Origin of the sequence: Borborobacter xinjiangensis (assembly GCF_047739745.1) — a bacterium.
Classification (GTDB): domain Bacteria; phylum Pseudomonadota; class Alphaproteobacteria; order Rhizobiales; family Rhizobiaceae; genus Pseudaminobacter.
The window spans coordinates 207,478-223,035 of the sequence record NZ_JBLLVA010000002.1; the positions used below are offsets into that span (position 1 = coordinate 207,478).

Annotated in this window: 17 protein-coding genes; 10 read left to right on the top strand and 7 right to left on the bottom strand. The window is 62.2% G+C overall.

Annotated features, from left to right (window positions below; all coding sequences use genetic code 11):
* Positions 1 to 90: 90 nt before the first annotated feature.
* On the top strand, positions 91 to 861 hold the full coding sequence (locus ACLKMW_RS03185) for an HpcH/HpaI aldolase family protein (protein WP_415722929.1): 771 nt from the start codon (positions 91 to 93) through the stop codon (positions 859 to 861).
* A gap of 62 nt (positions 862 to 923) precedes the next feature.
* Here ACLKMW_RS03185 and ACLKMW_RS03190 read toward each other — a convergent pair whose 3' ends face one another.
* A complete protein-coding gene (locus ACLKMW_RS03190) occupies positions 924 to 1,472 on the bottom strand; it encodes an RBBP9/YdeN family alpha/beta hydrolase (RefSeq protein WP_415723182.1) in 549 nt (182 codons plus the stop codon).
* A gap of 211 nt (positions 1,473 to 1,683) precedes the next feature.
* On the opposite strand from ACLKMW_RS03190, the gene ACLKMW_RS03195 reads away from it, so the two are divergent.
* The gene (locus ACLKMW_RS03195) at positions 1,684 to 2,496 is read left to right on the top strand and encodes a VOC family protein (protein ID WP_415722930.1); all 813 of its coding nucleotides are present in this window, start codon (positions 1,684 to 1,686) and stop codon (positions 2,494 to 2,496) included.
* Positions 2,497 to 2,634: 138 nt separating this feature from the next.
* Here ACLKMW_RS03195 and purB read toward each other — a convergent pair whose 3' ends face one another.
* From purB to ACLKMW_RS03210, 3 genes are all read right to left on the bottom strand, one after another.
* Positions 2,635 to 3,942 carry an adenylosuccinate lyase gene (gene purB / locus ACLKMW_RS03200; protein ID WP_415722931.1) on the bottom strand — a complete coding sequence of 436 codons (1,308 nt, stop codon included), beginning with the start codon at positions 3,940 to 3,942 and terminating at the stop codon, positions 2,635 to 2,637.
* 100 nt (positions 3,943 to 4,042) lie between these two features.
* Complete coding sequence (locus ACLKMW_RS03205) at positions 4,043 to 4,573, bottom strand: hypothetical protein (protein WP_415722932.1); 531 nt, start codon at positions 4,571 to 4,573, stop codon at positions 4,043 to 4,045.
* Positions 4,573 to 5,301: a DUF2259 domain-containing protein gene (locus tag ACLKMW_RS03210; protein ID WP_415722933.1), complete on the bottom strand. Its 729-nt coding sequence runs from the start codon at positions 5,299 to 5,301 to the stop codon at positions 4,573 to 4,575. Before ACLKMW_RS03210 ends, ACLKMW_RS03205 begins: the two co-directional genes overlap by 1 nt.
* 133 nt (positions 5,302 to 5,434) lie before the next feature.
* On the opposite strand from ACLKMW_RS03210, the gene ACLKMW_RS03215 reads away from it, so the two are divergent.
* Positions 5,435 to 5,686: a DUF2171 domain-containing protein gene (locus ACLKMW_RS03215; protein WP_415722934.1), complete on the top strand. Its 252-nt coding sequence runs from the start codon at positions 5,435 to 5,437 to the stop codon at positions 5,684 to 5,686.
* 4 nt (positions 5,687 to 5,690) lie between these two features.
* On the opposite strand, the gene ACLKMW_RS03220 is transcribed toward ACLKMW_RS03215, so the two are convergent.
* Complete coding sequence (locus ACLKMW_RS03220; protein WP_415722935.1) at positions 5,691 to 6,704, bottom strand: P1 family peptidase; 1,014 nt, start codon at positions 6,702 to 6,704, stop codon at positions 5,691 to 5,693.
* Positions 6,701 to 7,777 carry a branched-chain amino acid ABC transporter substrate-binding protein gene (locus tag ACLKMW_RS03225; RefSeq protein ID WP_415722936.1) on the bottom strand — a complete coding sequence of 359 codons (1,077 nt, stop codon included), beginning with the start codon at positions 7,775 to 7,777 and terminating at the stop codon, positions 6,701 to 6,703. Before ACLKMW_RS03225 ends, ACLKMW_RS03220 begins: the two co-directional genes overlap by 4 nt.
* Before the next feature lie 176 nt (positions 7,778 to 7,953).
* Here ACLKMW_RS03225 and ACLKMW_RS03230 point away from each other — a divergent pair, with 176 nt between their 5' ends.
* From ACLKMW_RS03230 to ACLKMW_RS03260, 7 genes are read left to right on the top strand one after another with little or no spacing between them, the layout of a single operon-like run.
* The gene (locus tag ACLKMW_RS03230; protein WP_415722937.1) at positions 7,954 to 8,448 is read left to right on the top strand and encodes a flavin reductase; all 495 of its coding nucleotides are present in this window, start codon (positions 7,954 to 7,956) and stop codon (positions 8,446 to 8,448) included.
* Between the two features lie 22 nt (positions 8,449 to 8,470).
* Entirely contained in the window at positions 8,471 to 9,397 is a 927-nt protein-coding gene (locus ACLKMW_RS03235) for an AAA family ATPase (RefSeq protein ID WP_415722938.1), read from the top strand.
* 1 nt (position 9,398) lies between these two features.
* On the top strand, positions 9,399 to 10,637 hold the full coding sequence (locus ACLKMW_RS03240) for a vWA domain-containing protein (RefSeq protein WP_415723183.1): 1,239 nt from the start codon (positions 9,399 to 9,401) through the stop codon (positions 10,635 to 10,637).
* An 18-nt stretch (positions 10,638 to 10,655) separates the two neighbouring features.
* The gene (locus ACLKMW_RS03245) at positions 10,656 to 10,994 is read left to right on the top strand and encodes an XdhC family protein (RefSeq protein ID WP_415722939.1); all 339 of its coding nucleotides are present in this window, start codon (positions 10,656 to 10,658) and stop codon (positions 10,992 to 10,994) included.
* A gap of 1 nt (position 10,995) precedes the next feature.
* Positions 10,996 to 11,706, top strand: coding sequence for an XdhC family protein (locus tag ACLKMW_RS03250; protein WP_415722940.1), 711 nt, complete (start codon positions 10,996 to 10,998; stop codon positions 11,704 to 11,706).
* Positions 11,703 to 13,316 (top strand): NTP transferase domain-containing protein, encoded by a 1,614-nt coding sequence (locus ACLKMW_RS03255; protein ID WP_415722941.1) that lies wholly within the window; start codon positions 11,703 to 11,705, stop codon positions 13,314 to 13,316. The genes ACLKMW_RS03250 and ACLKMW_RS03255 overlap by 4 nt, the downstream gene beginning before the upstream one ends.
* Before the next feature lie 16 nt (positions 13,317 to 13,332).
* Entirely contained in the window at positions 13,333 to 14,223 is an 891-nt protein-coding gene (locus tag ACLKMW_RS03260; RefSeq protein WP_415722942.1) for an alpha/beta hydrolase, read from the top strand.
* A 56-nt stretch (positions 14,224 to 14,279) separates the two neighbouring features.
* Here the strand turns inward: ACLKMW_RS03260 and ACLKMW_RS03265 are convergent, their stop codons facing one another.
* On the bottom strand, positions 14,280 to 15,323 hold the full coding sequence (locus ACLKMW_RS03265) for a DUF1176 domain-containing protein (protein ID WP_415722943.1): 1,044 nt from the start codon (positions 15,321 to 15,323) through the stop codon (positions 14,280 to 14,282).
* Positions 15,324 to 15,558: the final 235 nt, after the last annotated feature.

A 15,558-nucleotide genomic window follows, 5' to 3' on the forward strand; every position in this document is an offset into this window, starting at 1 on the left:
AACGAACCGCCCGTCCAGGGCGGTTTTTGTTTGCGCCGCCGGCGGTTTGCGGGTGAGATAGCCTAAAATGTTCAGCTCAAGGGATGCGACATGACATTCGCAAGCCGCCTGCATGCCGGTGAAACGCTACTGACCGCTTGGTCCGGCATTCCGGACCCCCTGACGGTCGAGATCGTCGCTGCGCAAGGCGTAGACGCCGTGACGCTGGACATGCAGCATGGCGGCCATACCGACGATAGCGTGCTTCGCTCGATCGTCCCGGTGTTGCGCGCTGGCCGGCATCCGGTGGTGCGAGTTCCGGTCGGGCGCTTCGACATGGCGAGCCGCGCGCTCGATTTCGGTGCCGAGGCGGTAATCGCGCCAATGGTCAATTCGGTGGAAGATGCGCAGAGCTTTGCCGCGGCTATGAAATATCCGCCTATCGGCGAGCGCTCGTGGGGCCCGACTTTCGCCCTCCCGCGCAATGGCGGCGGCGATTCAAAAAGCTGGCTGCGCGAGGCCAATGCCAACACGGTGTCTTTCGCCATGATCGAGACGAGGGCGGCGCTTAAGGCGCTGGACGGCATATTGGAAACGCCGGGTATCGACGGCATTTTCGTGGGCCCGGCCGACTTTTCGATCGCGTGGACCGAGGGTGGTACTGTCGACTCCACGCTCGAGGACATGATGGAGACCGTCGCCTCCATCGCCGATCGGGCAAATGCCGCCGGTAAACATGCAGGCATTTTTGTCGTAGATGCCGGCATGTGCGGGCGGTTTGTCGAGATGGGCTACCGCTTCCTTGCGCTCGGAACCGAGCACAAATATATGGCCCTGGGCGCCGAAAGCCTGCTCAAGACTGCGCGGAACTCGATGTCTTGAACTATATAAAACAATGACTTACGCGTCCGTCCTGATTCAGGTCATCAAAGACTGACGTCGCCTCAGAGTCGCGTCAGGAAATTCGCAAACGCCATCGAGCCCTCCGGCCAGGGTCCATAGCCGGCCTCGGTGTTGATGTGGCCCGCATCGCCCGCATGTATGAGAAGCGAACCCCAGGCGGATGCTATGTCAGCGGCGACCTCCGCTGCGCAGAACGGGTCGTTGCTGCTGGAAACGACGATCGACGGGAACGGCAGCGGGTCGCGTGGGTAGGGGCCGAACGTCATCAGGTGCTTCGGCCTGATCGCCGGATTGGCGACATCGGGCGGCGCCACAAAAAACGCTCCTGCTACGCGGTTCCTGAATTGCGGAATCGCCTGCACCACGGTCGGTACGCCGAGCGAATGCGCGATGAACACGATCGGTTTTTCGGCTTCATTGACTGCCTTGGCGACCGCCGCCGTCCAGTCCTCGCGAACCGGCTTCGACCATTCGGCCTGCTCCACTCGCCGCGCGGTGGAGAGCTTGCCCTCCCAGCGTGACTGCCAGTGATCGGGACCCGAGTTGGTGTATCCGGGAATGATGAGAATATCAGCGTCCTTGACCTTCATGCGGGCGCATTTAGCGATGGGCGAGGGCTTCTGCAACCGCACGGCGCCCGGTATCGCGTTGCTGAACAGCTTGTTTCCCGTTTGGTAGCTTGCCGCAACCCGTCTCACGCCCGATCTTATTGCTAGTTGGGCGTCGCAATTTCGACGCGGATTTATCGGCGGCGCTCGGAGTGCTCGCTTAAGGGCCGGTGCCGACATATGGAGCCGAACAATGAACGAACTTCCATTTGCCGCAACGACGCCGATCAGCGTCGCCCAGATCGGACTGAGGGCGCGAAACGCCGAAAATCTCGCTTCCTTCTATCGCGAGGTGATTGGGCTTGAAGAGCTTTCCCGCGACAAGTCGTCAATACGGCTTGGCGTGGGGGATCGTGAACTGATGGAAATCGAAGCCGATCCTTCGGCTCAGCCGGAAGACCCACGCAGTGCCGGCCTTTTTCACACCGCCTTTCTGCTTCCGGCGCGCGCCGATCTCGGTCGCTGGATCAGACATGCCATCGCCAAGAACATTGCCATAGATGGCGCGTCCGATCATCTGGTCAGCGAGGCACTCTATCTGAACGATCCCGAAGGCAATGGCATCGAGATCTATGTCGACCGTCCGCGTGAAAGCTGGAATTGGCATGGTTCCCGCGTCGACATGGCGACCGAACGGCTGGATATCGCTTCGGTCATTGCCTCGGTCCCGGAAGGGGCGCCGGAATGGAAGGGCGCACCGGAAAACAGCGTGGTCGGCCACGTCCATCTGCGTGTCGGCGATCCGGCGGAGGCTGAAGCATGGTGGAATTCCGAGTTCGGCTTCGACACCGTCCAGAAATATGGCGAGCAGGCGGTGTTTCTGTCGTCCGGCGGCTATCACCATCACATCGGCGCCAATTCCTGGCGAAGCGCGCGCGCCGGCAGGCGTGAGCCAGGCCACACCGGCCTGACCTTCGTCGAGATGCGCTCGGCGATCGCCAGGACGGATGAAACGCGCGAGGACCCGTGGGGAACGATCATCCGGACGGTGGCCGATAAAGCCTGAATGGACTGATAAGCAGCTAAAAGAAGGGCCTGCGGCAGGGATGCGCAGGCCCTTCTTGACTGGAGGTGCGGCCGTCGTGCCGCAAATTTTCTCTCACCGGCGCAATATAACGCAGTGTGCCGAAAAAAGTTCCCGAAATCAGCTTCCGCCGAACACCCGTTTGAAGATCGTATCGACATGCTTGGTGTGATAGCCAAGGTCGAATTTCTCACGGATTTCGCTTTCCGACAGAGCCGCCGTCACTTCCTTGTCGGCAAGCAGCTCATCAAGAAAATCAGCGCCTTGCTCCCATACCTTCATGGCATTGCGCTGAACCAGCCGATACGCGTCCTCGCGTGAGACGCCGGCCTGCGTCAGCGCCAGAAGCACCCGCTGCGAATGAACCAAGCCACGGAACTTGTTCATATTCTTCAGCATGTTTTCCGGATAGACGACGAGCTTGTCGATCACGCCGGTCAATCGCGCGAGGGCGAAATCGAGCGTGATCGTCGCATCGGGACCGATCATCCGCTCGACAGACGAGTGCGAAATATCGCGTTCGTGCCAGAGCGCCACGTTCTCCATCGCCGGCGTGGCGAAGGCCCGCACCATGCGGGCGAGACCGGTGAGGTTCTCGGTCAGAACGGGATTGCGCTTGTGCGGCATGGCCGACGAGCCCTTCTGGCCGGGCGAGAAATATTCCTCCGCCTCCAGCACCTCCGTGCGCTGCAAATGGCGGATTTCGGTCGCCAGGCGCTCCATCGACGAGGCGATGACGCCGAGCGTGGCGAAGAACATGGCGTGACGGTCGCGGGGGATGACCTGCGTGGAAACCGGCTCCGGCTTCAGGCCGAGTTTTGCGGCGACATGCTCCTCCACGCGCGGATCGATATTGGCGAAGGTGCCGACCGCGCCGGAGATCGCGCAGGTGGCGATCTCCTCGCGCGCGTTGACGAGCCGCGCGCGGCAGCGGGAAAACTCGGCATAGGCTTGCGCCAGCTTGACGCCGAAAGTCGTGGGTTCGGCATGGATGCCGTGGCTGCGGCCGATAGTGATGGTGTCCTTGTGCTCGAAGGCGCGGCGCTTCAGTGCCGCAAGCAGCGCATCGAGATCGGCCAGAAGAATGTCGCTGGCGCGAACCAGTTGCACGCTGAAGCAGGTATCGAGCACGTCCGACGAGGTCATGCCCTGATGGATGAAGCGGGCGTCGGGGCCGACGAATTCGGCCAGATGCGTCAGGAAGGCGATGACGTCATGCTTGGTAACGCGCTCGATCTCGTCGATGCGCTCGACATTGAAAGTGGCGACGCCGCCCTTTTCCCAGATCGTCTTGGCCGCTTCCCTGGGGATGACGCCGATCTCGGCCATTGCATCGCAGGCATGCGCCTCGATCTCGAACCAGATGCGGAAGCGGGTCTCCGGCGACCAGATGGCCACCATTTCCGGGCGCGAATAACGAGGGATCATGTGAGCATATCCATGTGAGCGGCGTCTGGCGGCGTCCTACCGCATAACCCCGAAAATCGAAATCGATTTCTGGCAAGCCTGATGCGGCAATAAAATGCGCTTAACGCGGATAGCGTGCAAACCACAGGGCCGCAACGAACAGCGCCGCAAAACCGATCGGAAAAAACAGCCGCAAGCCGAGAACGGCAAACTGATAGAGCGAGCCGAGCATCGTGAAAACGAACTGCAAGAGCCAGGTTATCGTGAAGGCATCGTCATGCGAGTGCGCATAATAGGAGCGGTATTGCAGTGCGTAGATGAGGCTCGTGGACGCGATTGTCACAACTGCAAGCGAGACCATGAAAGCCGCGAAGGCGGCGTTCGCGTGTCGCCCCTCGGCGAGAAAACGCGCAAGAAATAGGGCGAGGGGGAAGGCCAGGAACCCGCCGACCGCAAACAGCATCGTCACGGCTCGCACACTGGCGGGCGTTTCCCACGCATTCAGCGTAAGGCCGAACAGTGCGCTGGCGCCCATGGTTATCGCCCACAGAATGGCGCCCGCGATCGAAGCTCGCACCGTTGGCATGCTGCGAAGCAAACGGCCACGCGGCACCAGGTTGTTGATGGCAACGGTCTCGGCGCGGGATGCCATCACAGCCGGCCCGTGACTGCTATCCAGCGATGGTCGGGGCCTTCAAAGCCCACTCTCTCGACGGTGACCAGCACCGCGAAAGTGGGCTTGCCGCCAGTGGGAAACAGCATTTGTACGCCGCCCAGCCGGTAGCCGGTCGGACAGGAGCGACTTTGCGGCAGCGTCTCGTCTTCATGCAGAACGACGGGCTTGTCCTTCTGCTTGGCGTCGATGCGCACCAGCTTGAAGCCGGCCAGTTCACCGAGCCCCTCGCAACGATCGCCGGCCTTGAGCGGGAACTCCTCCAGGCGGAACTCGATTGGATCGTCGATGGGCGGAAACACCGGCCGTGGATTGACGACGATACGGTACGGATCGGCGCTGAGTTCGGTTACGGCATTGAAGCCAACGGTGTGCCCGCGGTTTTCGGCGAGCGTCTTGTCCTCGATGAAGATCTGACTGCCTTCACGAGCCTTTCGACGGGCTTGGGCAATCGTGGCATTTTCATCGTCAAGCCTGACGCGGACAGGCGTTCCTTTCAGAAACTTGTCGGTGGCCGTGTCGATGTAATAGCGGTTGGCATAGGGAAAACCTGACCCATCCTGGATGCCATACTCCTCGAAGGCGAATATGTCGCCATCCTGGCTGAAACCGAGGATTTCGACCTCCGCCGTATCGCCCGCATGAGCGGTGACGAGCTGCGCCAGAATGAAAAGGCCGGCCATGCCGGTCCTGTTGGCGAATTTCATCGTCTTCGTCCTCGGTGATTTCAGTTCGGCTTCATACCATGACGCGCAGGTCCTAACACTGCGTTGCGCCATGCATCCAAAACGGCGGCGGCGCGTTGCTGGCCGGGGGTCCATCAACGGAAGGAGGCCAGTCGTGGCAAGCATCAGCGGGATCAGGGAACATATGGAAGTGATAGGCGCCGACGGCGTGCATGTCGGCACGGTCGATGCGGTGGAAGATCACCGCATCAAGCTGACCAAAAAGGATAGCGGCCAGGGTTCGCACCGGGGCCACCATCATTACGTGCCGCTCGCTCTCGTTGCCGAAGTCGAGGGCGACAAAGTGCGGCTTTCGGCCAATGCCAATGTTGCCGTGACGTTCGAGGAGGAGCAGGACGGTAGCTGATCCGTCAGCGGGTGAGCGACGACCAGACCGGCATCAAATCGTCTTCCGCAACCGTTGCCGCAAACACCGCGCGAGCGATCGCCCGCGCCATGGTGGCGCCGGCTGCGGCGTAAAGATCCATCGCCGCGTCGGCTTCAGGCACTATGCCGCTTTTTCCGGTGGCGAGTGAAAACACCAGATCGCCATCCATTGGCGTATGAGCCGGCCAGATAGCGCGGACAAAGCCGTCATGGGCCGCGATTGCCAGCCGCTTGGCCGCTGCCTTGGTCAGCACCGCGTCGGTGGCGATCACGGCGATTGTCGTGTTCATGCCGGCCTTTGCCGATTGACGGAACTTCAGTTCTATCTCGGCCGCGTCGTCGGGTAGCGGGGACGGATAGCCCAGCCCGCCGAATTCATCGCCGATCTCGAAGGGGGCAGCCCAGAAATGCCGGCTCCTGCCTATCGTGACGGAGCCCAGCGGATTTGCCGCGACCAGCGCGCCGACAATGATGCCGCTGTCGAGCCGGGTCGAGGCGGAACCGAGACCCCCTTTCAGCCCGGCCGTCAGCGCGCCGCTGCCGGCACCAACCGTACCGATCGCGAAATCGGTCGAGGCATTACGCACCGCATCGTAGCCGAGTTCACGATAGGGTGGATGACGCCCCCAATCCTTGTTGCCGCCGTTTATCAGGTCGAACAGGATGGCGGCCGGCACGATCGGAATGCGTTGGTCTGCAACCGCAAAACCGATGCCATCCTCGCGCAATGCTGCCTGTACGCCCGATGCAGCGTCGAGCCCGAAGGCGGAGCCTCCCGAAAGCACCACCGCATTGATCCCTTCCACGGAATTGTGCGGCTCCAGAAGGTCGGTTTCTCGCGTTCCGGGCGCGCCGCCCAACACCTGCACGCTGGCGACAGTAGGCTCGTCGCAGAGTACGACCGAGACGCCTGATTTCAACCCCGCGTCGTCGGCATTGCCGACCCTGAGGCCGGCAACGTCGGTGATGAGGTTGCGGGAGCCGGTCTTGAAAGTCATTCCACATCCACCGGAGTGAACTCTGCGCCGTCGAAACGGAACACGCCATAGGGATTTTTGGAGAGATCACCCTGGGCATCAAACGAGATCGGGCCAAGCACCGTAGCGAATTCGCCGTCTGTCAGGATCGTCTCCAGCGGCTTGCCGGAAGCCGATGCTTCGGCCATGGCCGCAGTGGCGATTTCGACGGCGGCGAAGGCCGGCAGAACATAGCCGTCCGGCTGGATTTTCCGTGCAATCAGGGCTGTAACCACGTTTCGGTTCGCAATATCCGCCCATTCCGGCAATCCGACCATCAACGTTCCGGCAGCGAGCGGCACGTCGCCCGGTGCGGCCCGCAAGGCTTCGCCGCCGGCAAAGATCATGTCGGCTCCGATCTTTGCCGCATCCCGTGCCATGATGGCGATGTCGTCGCGATCGCCTCCGGCAAAGACATGCGTGGCTCCTGCCTTGCGCAACCGTCCGACGAGGCCGATCTGGTTCTCCAGTTGAGGGCGGAAGGTGTCGACGAATACCGGCTTGAGGCCCGCCTGTTCGGCGGAGATGCGAAAGCTCTCGGCAAGCTCGCGCCCATAGATGGTGCCGTCGTCGATGACAGCGAAAAGTTCGTTGCGCCACAGCCTTGTCAGAATTTGCCCTGCCGCTTCCCGTTCGCCATCGGCGCGCGGCCCGAGCCGAAAGACGGACCATCCGGTCTTCTCGCGCCGGTCGGTCAGGCTGTCGGCGCGCGGCCCGACCGCGATCACCGGGGTTTTTGCCTGCTTCAGTATCGGCAGCGCCGCCTCGATCGATTCGGTGCAGAGGAAGCCGACGACGATGCCGACCTTGCTGGCAACGAATTCATGGGCGGCTTCGGCTCCGCCGGCCGCGGTGCAGGCATCGTCCGCGACGACCAGCTCAACATCCGCATCGGCTTTGACCGCGGCTTTCGCGCCGTTGCCGATCTGCTGGCCCAGCAGGGAAGACGATCCGCTCAGCGGCGCCGCGACACCGATGCGAAATGGCTCGGCCTGGGCGTTGACGCCGGCGAGCACGATGCCGGCCAGGGCGCTGATGACGGCGTGCGTCTTCATGGAATCAAAGCAATCCTCGGTGCCGGCGGGTCGGCAGCCGGCTTTTGCGGTCAAGACGTAAAGGCTGGCCCGGATTTCCGCAACAATCGAATGAACGGCGCTGTGCCATTCGCATTCGCTTGTGGCGCCGCTGTTGCGGCCATATATACCGAGCGACCGACAGATTGGGGTTTCAGGTGCTGAAGAAGAACGACGTCGAACCGCAGGCCTATCGCGATGCGATGAGCCATTTTGCCGGCGCGGTGCATGTGGTGACGACCGATGGTCCGGCCGGCCGGCGCGGAGCCACCGTGATCGCAGCCTGTTCGGTATCCGATTCGCCGCCGATGGTTCTGGTCTGTCTCAACCGCGAAAACCCGAACAACCTGCTCTATGTCGAAAACGGCAATTTTGCCCTGAACACGCTCGCGGCGCGTCATCAGCCGCTTGCGGCGGCATTTTCCGGCGCGACCGGCCAGTCGAGTGACGATCGTTTCGCGCTTGGAAGCTGGGACACGATCGCCAGCGGCGCGCCGACGCTCAAAGACGCGCTTGCCGTGTTCGACTGCGAGTTGATCGACACCAAGGATCTCGCCACCCATCGTGTGCTTTTTGGCAAGGTGACAGGCTTGCGCCTTGGCGATAATTTCGAGCCGCTCCTCTATCACGCCCGCAGCTACCGGGTGCTTTGAGGTCGGCGGGCACGGAGAGGCAATGACCAGGGCAGCGCTGCCGTCACCTCAAACGATCGACGAAACGCTCGACATGTTGACGGCGGGCGGATACGTCGCCGATCGGTCGCTGGCGACGGTGCTTTTCCTCAGCCTGCGCATGAAGCGGCCGCTGTTCCTGGAGGGCGAGGCGGGCGTCGGCAAGACGGAAATCGCCAAGGTGCTGGCGCAGGCGCTCGGCCGTCGGCTGATCCGGCTGCAATGCTATGAAGGGCTCGACGTCTCCTCGGCCGTCTATGAGTGGAACTACGCCGCTCAGATGATCGAGATCCGCATGGAGGAAGCGGCTGGCAAGGTCGACCGCGACCACATGGAGCGCAACGTATTCTCCGAAAAATACCTGATCCGCCGCCCGGTGCTCGACGCGCTTACCGGCGAGGAGGGCAGCGCGCCGGTGTTCCTTATCGACGAGCTCGATCGCACCGACGAGGCGTTCGAGGCGTTTCTGCTGGAAATCCTGTCCGACTTCCAGGTGACAGTGCCCGAGCTTGGAACGATCAAGGCCAAGGAGCCGCCGATCGTCATCATCACCACCAACCGGACGCGCGAAATCCACGATGCGTTGAAGCGCCGCTGCCTTTATCATTGGGTCGACTATCCGGACGCCGAACGTGAGCTCGAAATCGTCCGTCGCAAGGTGCCCGACGCGAACCGGCGCCTGTCCGCCGAAATCGTCCATTTCATCCAGAAACTGCGCGACCTCGACCTGTTCAAGGTGCCGGGCGTGGCCGAGACGATCGACTGGGCCAATGCCCTGAACGAACTCGATAAGGTGGCGCTCGATCCGGAAACCATATCCGACACGATCGGCGTTCTGCTGAAATATCAGGACGATATAGCGCGCATCGAAGAGGGCGAGGGCCGCCGCATCCTGAAGGAGGTGAAGGCGGAGCTTTCGGCGGTTGGCTGACATGAAGTCGATGCCGGATACCGCCAGGCCTGACGGACGCATCGCCGACAACATCGTCTATTTCGCCCGCACTCTGCGAAAGGCCGGCATGCGGGTCGGCCCCGCCTCGGTCAAGGATGCGATCGAGGCGGTGCTTGCCGCCGGCATTGGCTCGCGTGACGATTTCTACTGGACGCTGCATGCTGTGTTCGTCTCGCGTCACGAGGATCATGCGGTCTTCGATGAAGCGTTCCGCCTGTTTTGGAGATCGCGTGAGCTGATCGAGAAAATGATCGCGATGTTTTCGCCGGTGGCGCCGGGAAACCGCGAGAAGGCGAAGCCGCGCGCTGCCGAAACGCGCGTCGGCCAGGCGCTGTTCGAGGGACAGCAAAAGAACAGGCCGCCGCGCGAGACGTTGGAATATGATGTAGATGCAAGGTTTACCGTCTCGGCCGACGAAGTGCTGCGCGCCAAAGATTTTGCGCAGATGGATGCCGCCGAGATCGCCGAGGCCAAGCGCGCCATAGCCGCACTTCGACTGCCCCTCGATATGACGAGGACACGGCGTTTCAAGCCCCACCATCGCGGCCGTATCGACCCGCGCGCCATGATGCGCGCGGCGGCCAGGTCGGGAGGCGGACTGATTCTGCCTGAATTCAGGACACCGCGCGAAATTCAGGCGCCGCTGGTCGTTCTGGCCGATATTTCCGGCTCCATGAGCCAATACACACGGATTTTCCTGCATTTCCTGCATGCATTGACCGAAAAGCGGCGGCGGGTGCATACATTCGTATTCGGTACGCGACTGACCAACCTGACGCGCCAGATGCGCCATCGCGATCCCGACGAGGCGCTGGCCGATTGTTCGGCCGCGGTGCGCGACTGGTCGGGAGGGACGCGCATCGGCGAGGCGCTGCACGACTTAAACCTTTTGTGGTCGCGCCGCGTGCTTGGGCAGGGTGCAATCGTGCTCCTGATAACTGACGGGCTGGAGCGCGATCAGGTGGGTGATTTGAGCAAGGAAATGGAGCGGTTGCGGAAGTCTTGCCGACGGCTGATCTGGCTGAACCCGCTGCTGCGCTTCGATGGTTTCGAGCCCCGCGCGCGCGGCGTCAAGGCGATGCTGCCTCACGTCGATGAGTTTCGGCCGGTGCACAATCTGAACGCCTTGTCCGACCTTTGCGCGTCGCTCGACAAATCAAATGACCGCGATGCCGATCCGCGTCGTTGGATGAGGGCCGGCGAAACATACGCTGCATGAATTGAAGGAGGAGACGCCATGGAGATCCAAGCGCATCTGGATGAAAGCCGTGATCCGCTCGCCATCGCTGAAAGCTGGATGGCAACTGGCAAGGATGTTGCCATTGCCACCGTGGTGGAAACCTGGGGTTCAGCGCCGCGTCCGGTCGGCAGCCATCTGGTGATCGACGCCGAAGGCAATTTCGAGGGCTCGGTTTCAGGCGGTTGTGTGGAGGGCGCAGTGATCGCCGAAGCCGCCGATGTGATCGAGAGCGGCAAGCCGCGGATGCTCGAGTTCGGTGTCGCCGACGCGACGGCCTGGCAGGTTGGGCTGTCCTGCGGTGGTCGCATCAAGGTCTATGTCGAGCGGTTGGGCTGACATGGATCCGCTGCATCTCAAAAAGCTTAACGCCGAGCGCCGGGCACGCCGGGCGGCTATGTTGGTTACCGATCTCGGCGACGGCCGCGACCGCATCGTGCGCGAGGGCGAGGCTGTCGGCGGTGAATTGGGCGAGGCGATCGGCAAAGCTTTCCGCACCGGCAGGTCCGGAGCCGTGGAGGTCGAAGGACGGACGTTCTTCCTCAACGTCCACGTTCCGCATCCGCGGCTGGTCGTTATCGGAGCGGTCCACATCAGTCAGGCGCTTGCGCCCATGGCCAAGGTCGCCGGATACGACATGGAAATCATCGACCCGCGAACGGCTTTCGCGACGCCTGAACGCTTCCCTGATGTTCCGCTTTTCGCCGAGTGGCCGGAGGTGGTGTTGAAAGACCGTCCGCTCGACGCCTATACTGCCGTCGCCGCCGTGACGCACGATCCGAAAATCGATGATTTCGCCTTGAAAGCCGCCCTCGATGCGGGCTGCTTCTATGTCGGCGCGCTCGGCAGCCGCAAGACCCACGCCAAACGGGTCGAACGGCTGCGTGAGATGGGCGTTGGGGCAGATGCGATCGCGCGGGTTCACTCACCGATCGGTCTTGACATCGGAGCGGCAAGCCCCGCCGAGATTGCTGTCGCCGTTCTGGCGCAGATCATTGCAGCGTTGCGCTCGCGCGGTGCGGCGGGTGATACGAAGGGGGAGGCGGCGTGAAGTTCGGACCAGTTCCGGTCGGTGAAGCGGAAGGTACAATTCTTGCGCATACGACGATGGCCGGTGACAAGCGGCTGCGCAAGGCGCATGTGCTGACGGCCGAGGATATTGCCGTCCTGCAGGCGGCGGGGTTCAAGGAAATCGTCGTTGCAATCCTCGATAAGGACGACGTGGAGGAAAACGAGGCGGCGACGCTTATAGCGGAAGCGCTTCAGTTCTCCGGCGTGGTCGCGAAACCGGCGACCACGGGACGGGTCAATCTCTATGCCGAACAGGCGGGCCTGTTCACGGTCGACAAGCACCTGATCGACGCTATCAACCACGTCGATCCCTCTGTCACGGTTGCAACCGTGGCCGCCTACGCTTCCGTGCTTGCCGACCAGATGGTGGCGACCGTCAAGATCATTCCCTATGCGGTGCCTGCGCCGGTGATGCGGGAGGTTCTGACGCTGGCCGACGGCAGGGAGGCTTTTTCCGTGCGCCCGTTCCGTCCAAGGAGCGTGGGTGTGATCCAGACGGTTCTGCCAAGCGTCAAGGCCAGCGTTCTCGATAAGACGCTGCGGGTCACCGAGGCTCGGCTTGGCCGCACCGGCAGCCACGTGGTCGCCGAACGGCGCACGCCGCATGCAGCCGAGGAAGTTGCCACCGCAATCCGCGAATTGTCTGACCAGACGGATATGGTGCTGGTGTTCGGCGCCTCCGCCATGAGCGATCCGGAAGATGTTATCCCGGCTGCGATCCGTGCCTCAGGCGGCACGGTGTTTCGTGCCGGAATGCCGGTGGATCCCGGCAATCTTTTCGTGCTTGGCGAGCGCGACGGAAAGCCGTTGCTCGGCGCGCCGGGCTGCGCTCGCAGTCCGAAGGAGAACGGCTTCGACTGGGTTCTCGATCGGCTGATCGCCGATGTGGAAGTGACCAAGGACGACATTGCCGACATGGGCGTCGGCGGCCTGCTGATGGAAATCCCGGCACGGCCGGAACCCCGCGATGCGTCGCCGAAGCCGATGCGCCGCAACGTCTACGCTGTCGTCCTTGCGGCCGGCCGGTCGAGCCGCATGGGCGGGCCGAACAAGCTGATGGCGCTTTTCGCAGACCGGCCGCTGATCCGTCAGACGGTCGAGCGGGTGAAGGTGTCGCGCGCAGCCGGCACCATCGTCGTGACCGGGCATCAGTCGGAACGCATCGAGACGGCCTTGTCCGGGCTCGACGTGCGGTTCGCTCACAATCCGGATTTCGCCTCAGGCCTGTCTTCATCCCTGAAGGTAGGTTTGGCCGCTCTTCCGGCGGACGCAGCCGGCGCGCTGATCGTGCTTGGCGACATGCCTGGCGTTACCACCGCCGATTTCGATCGCGTCATCGATGCCTTCAAGTCCGATGCCGCAATGCCGATCGTGCGCGCCACCCACAATGGCAAGCGCGGCAATCCGGTGCTGCTGCCTAAGTCGGTGTTTCCGGCAGTGGCGGCGCTGCAAGGCGACACCGGAGCCCGCCATCTGGTCGAGAACGAAGGCGAAAATGTCATCGACGTCGAAATCGGCGCGGGTGCCGCTGTCGATGTCGACACTCGGGATGCAATGTCGCACGCCGGTGGCGTGTTGCAGGAAACATGACTAGAAGATACGCCCAATGAAGTCACCCGCCATGTTGCGCCGCGCAGTGCTGGCTCTGGCGGTAAGCTTGCCTTCGACAGCGATCGCCGGCCAAACAACGCTTTCGCCCTACAAGGACGAGCTCTTTGCCTATCCTGGCATAATCTCCTCGTCCGATGGCGGCGCCTATACGGTCGTTGACTATCGCGAAATGCGCGACATCAATGGTCGCGACGAGATTCCAGAACGACGCGTGCGCGCGAAATACGTCTCGACGAGGGTAAGGAGCGTCCAAAAGGACCTGGTGCTGAAAACCGGTGCCGGCGACGTAAGCCACTTCGCGGTCGGGGCGCGGGAGAATGCCAAATTCATCGTCCTTTACCTGCATGGGCAGGGCGGCAGCCGTAAGCAGGGCGTCGATGACTTCACGTTCGGCGGCAATTTCAATCGGCTGAAGAACCTGGCGGCGGCAAATGGCGGGCTCTATCTGTCGCCGGATTTTTCGGATTTCGGCGATAAAGGTGCTGCCGAGATCGCCGCCCTGATGTCGCACTATGCGGACCGATCGCCTGGCGCGCCGCTCTTCGTCGCCTGCGGTTCGATGGGCGGGGCCCTGTGCTGGAAGCTTGCCGACGACAGACGGGCCAACCGGCGCATTTCGGGGCTGTTCCTGCTCGGCTCACTCTGGGATGAGTCCTTCCTGTCAAGCACCGCCTTCAAGCGCAAGGTTCCGGTTTTCTTCGCGCATGGCAGTCGCGACACCGTCTTTCCGGTGGAGAACCAGGAGGCATTCTTCCGGTCTATAGCGGACGCATCGTCCGGTTATCCGACCCGCTTCGTGCGCTTCGAAACCGGCACGCATGGCACGCCGATCCGCATGATCGACTGGCGCGAAGCGCTCGACTGGATGCTGTCGGCGCAGCCGTAAAATAACCTTTCAACGCGATAGTTTCGTGCTTGATCCTGATTCGGTTTGTCGACTGTCTACGGCGCGGTGTTGTAGTCGAGAACGGTTTGCGGATTGATCTCGCCGTCGTAGGAAGCGTCAACGTCGTACTGGACGAGAGTGAAATCGCCGTCACGGAACAGCCATGTTCCGTTGGATGAGGCGTCGCCCGCGCCGCGCCATTTGCCGTGCGAGGTAATCGTCCTCGTCGCATCATCATAGGAAGAGTTGATCAGTTCGCCGGCGGCTCGATAGCCGATGGTGTTGATCGCCTCGACCTTGCCCTCGCTGTCGCCGTTTTCATAGTGGATATCCAGTTCCGGCGTGGCGAAATGCAATTCGCGCACGCTGCCTGTGTCGTCGGCGAGATAATAGACGTGAACTTGATTGTACGCGCCGGCGGTGCAGAAAAAGCGGAACAGCCGCGCCTTCCGCTCCGGATCGGTTTCGGCATCATGGCCGGCGCGGAAATTGATCGCATATTCCTCGGGGCCGGCGGCGCTGTCGTCCTGGCCGGGCTCCAGCGAAGTGCATTGTTCGGCATGGGTGGCGATGAAGGCGGCTCGTGCCTGCTCGAGCACCGCATCCTTGGGCGTAGGCGCCGGCCCGTCGCCGCATGTCGCGGGCAACGCATCCTCCAATGGCCCTTCGGCAGGCTTCAGGGCGCCCTTTTCGATGTGGAGCGCCATGAAGGGTGGCTCCTGCACCTGCGGATTGCTTAGCCGCGCCGTGTAGCAGCCGGCGAAGACCGTTTCCGTATCGTCCTTGTCACGGGCGAGGATCGCGACTGGAATGTTGAAGTAGACGCTGCCTGCCGCTCCTTCGGCTCCGGCCTCGCCGGTGACGACACGGACCTCGCTGGTTTTCTCATAGCCTTCGACGAAACTCTTGAAATCCTTGGCCGGCTTCGTCTCGCCGAAATAGTCCCAGGCACGGGAATATTCGCGACGGTTGATGGCGTTGTAGAGCGAGCGGATGAGGGATGCGGCATCCGATCGGTCGTCCAGATAGGGCGGTTCGGCGGCCCAGGCGGCGTTCGCGGCAAGCATCGAAATGGCCGTGGCGGCAAGGAGTGCTTTCATCGCGAATCTCCACTGGAATGCCTGATTCTCTAGCATGGAATGCGGCGCCATCGTGGCCCTTTGCAATCCGTTTCGGCGAGGCGTTACTCCAATCGGGTCACGCAAGAGGTTCCCGATGACCGTGTCGATGTCTCAGGCATCCGTGCCAGGTGGAGCCTGACCCAGGCAGCTAAAGTTTTCGACATGTCGCCAAGCTATTCTTAACGGCCTCACCCTATTGTCAGCCCAAGGGCCA

Bases quoted from the DNA above. Each gene is read 5' to 3' on its own strand.
- ACLKMW_RS03185 (WP_415722929.1), top strand. From the start codon at position 91: ATGACATTCGCAAGCCGCCTGCATGCCGGTGAAACGCTACTGACCGCT.
- ACLKMW_RS03190 (WP_415723182.1), bottom strand. From the start codon at position 1,472: ATGAAGGTCAAGGACGCTGATATTCTCATCATTCCCGGATACACCAAC.
- ACLKMW_RS03195 (WP_415722930.1), top strand. From the start codon at position 1,684: ATGAACGAACTTCCATTTGCCGCAACGACGCCGATCAGCGTCGCCCAG.
- purB (WP_415722931.1), bottom strand. From the start codon at position 3,942: ATGATCCCTCGTTATTCGCGCCCGGAAATGGTGGCCATCTGGTCGCCG.
- ACLKMW_RS03205 (WP_415722932.1), bottom strand. From the start codon at position 4,573: ATGGCATCCCGCGCCGAGACCGTTGCCATCAACAACCTGGTGCCGCGT.
- ACLKMW_RS03210 (WP_415722933.1), bottom strand. From the start codon at position 5,301: ATGAAATTCGCCAACAGGACCGGCATGGCCGGCCTTTTCATTCTGGCG.
- ACLKMW_RS03220 (WP_415722935.1), bottom strand. From the start codon at position 6,704: ATGACTTTCAAGACCGGCTCCCGCAACCTCATCACCGACGTTGCCGGC.
- ACLKMW_RS03225 (WP_415722936.1), bottom strand. From the start codon at position 7,777: ATGAAGACGCACGCCGTCATCAGCGCCCTGGCCGGCATCGTGCTCGCC.
- ACLKMW_RS03235 (WP_415722938.1), top strand. From the start codon at position 8,471: ATGACCAGGGCAGCGCTGCCGTCACCTCAAACGATCGACGAAACGCTC.
- ACLKMW_RS03240 (WP_415723183.1), top strand. From the start codon at position 9,399: ATGAAGTCGATGCCGGATACCGCCAGGCCTGACGGACGCATCGCCGAC.
- ACLKMW_RS03245 (WP_415722939.1), top strand. From the start codon at position 10,656: ATGGAGATCCAAGCGCATCTGGATGAAAGCCGTGATCCGCTCGCCATC.
- ACLKMW_RS03250 (WP_415722940.1), top strand. From the start codon at position 10,996: ATGGATCCGCTGCATCTCAAAAAGCTTAACGCCGAGCGCCGGGCACGC.
- ACLKMW_RS03260 (WP_415722942.1), top strand. From the start codon at position 13,333: ATGAAGTCACCCGCCATGTTGCGCCGCGCAGTGCTGGCTCTGGCGGTA.
- ACLKMW_RS03265 (WP_415722943.1), bottom strand. From the start codon at position 15,323: ATGAAAGCACTCCTTGCCGCCACGGCCATTTCGATGCTTGCCGCGAAC.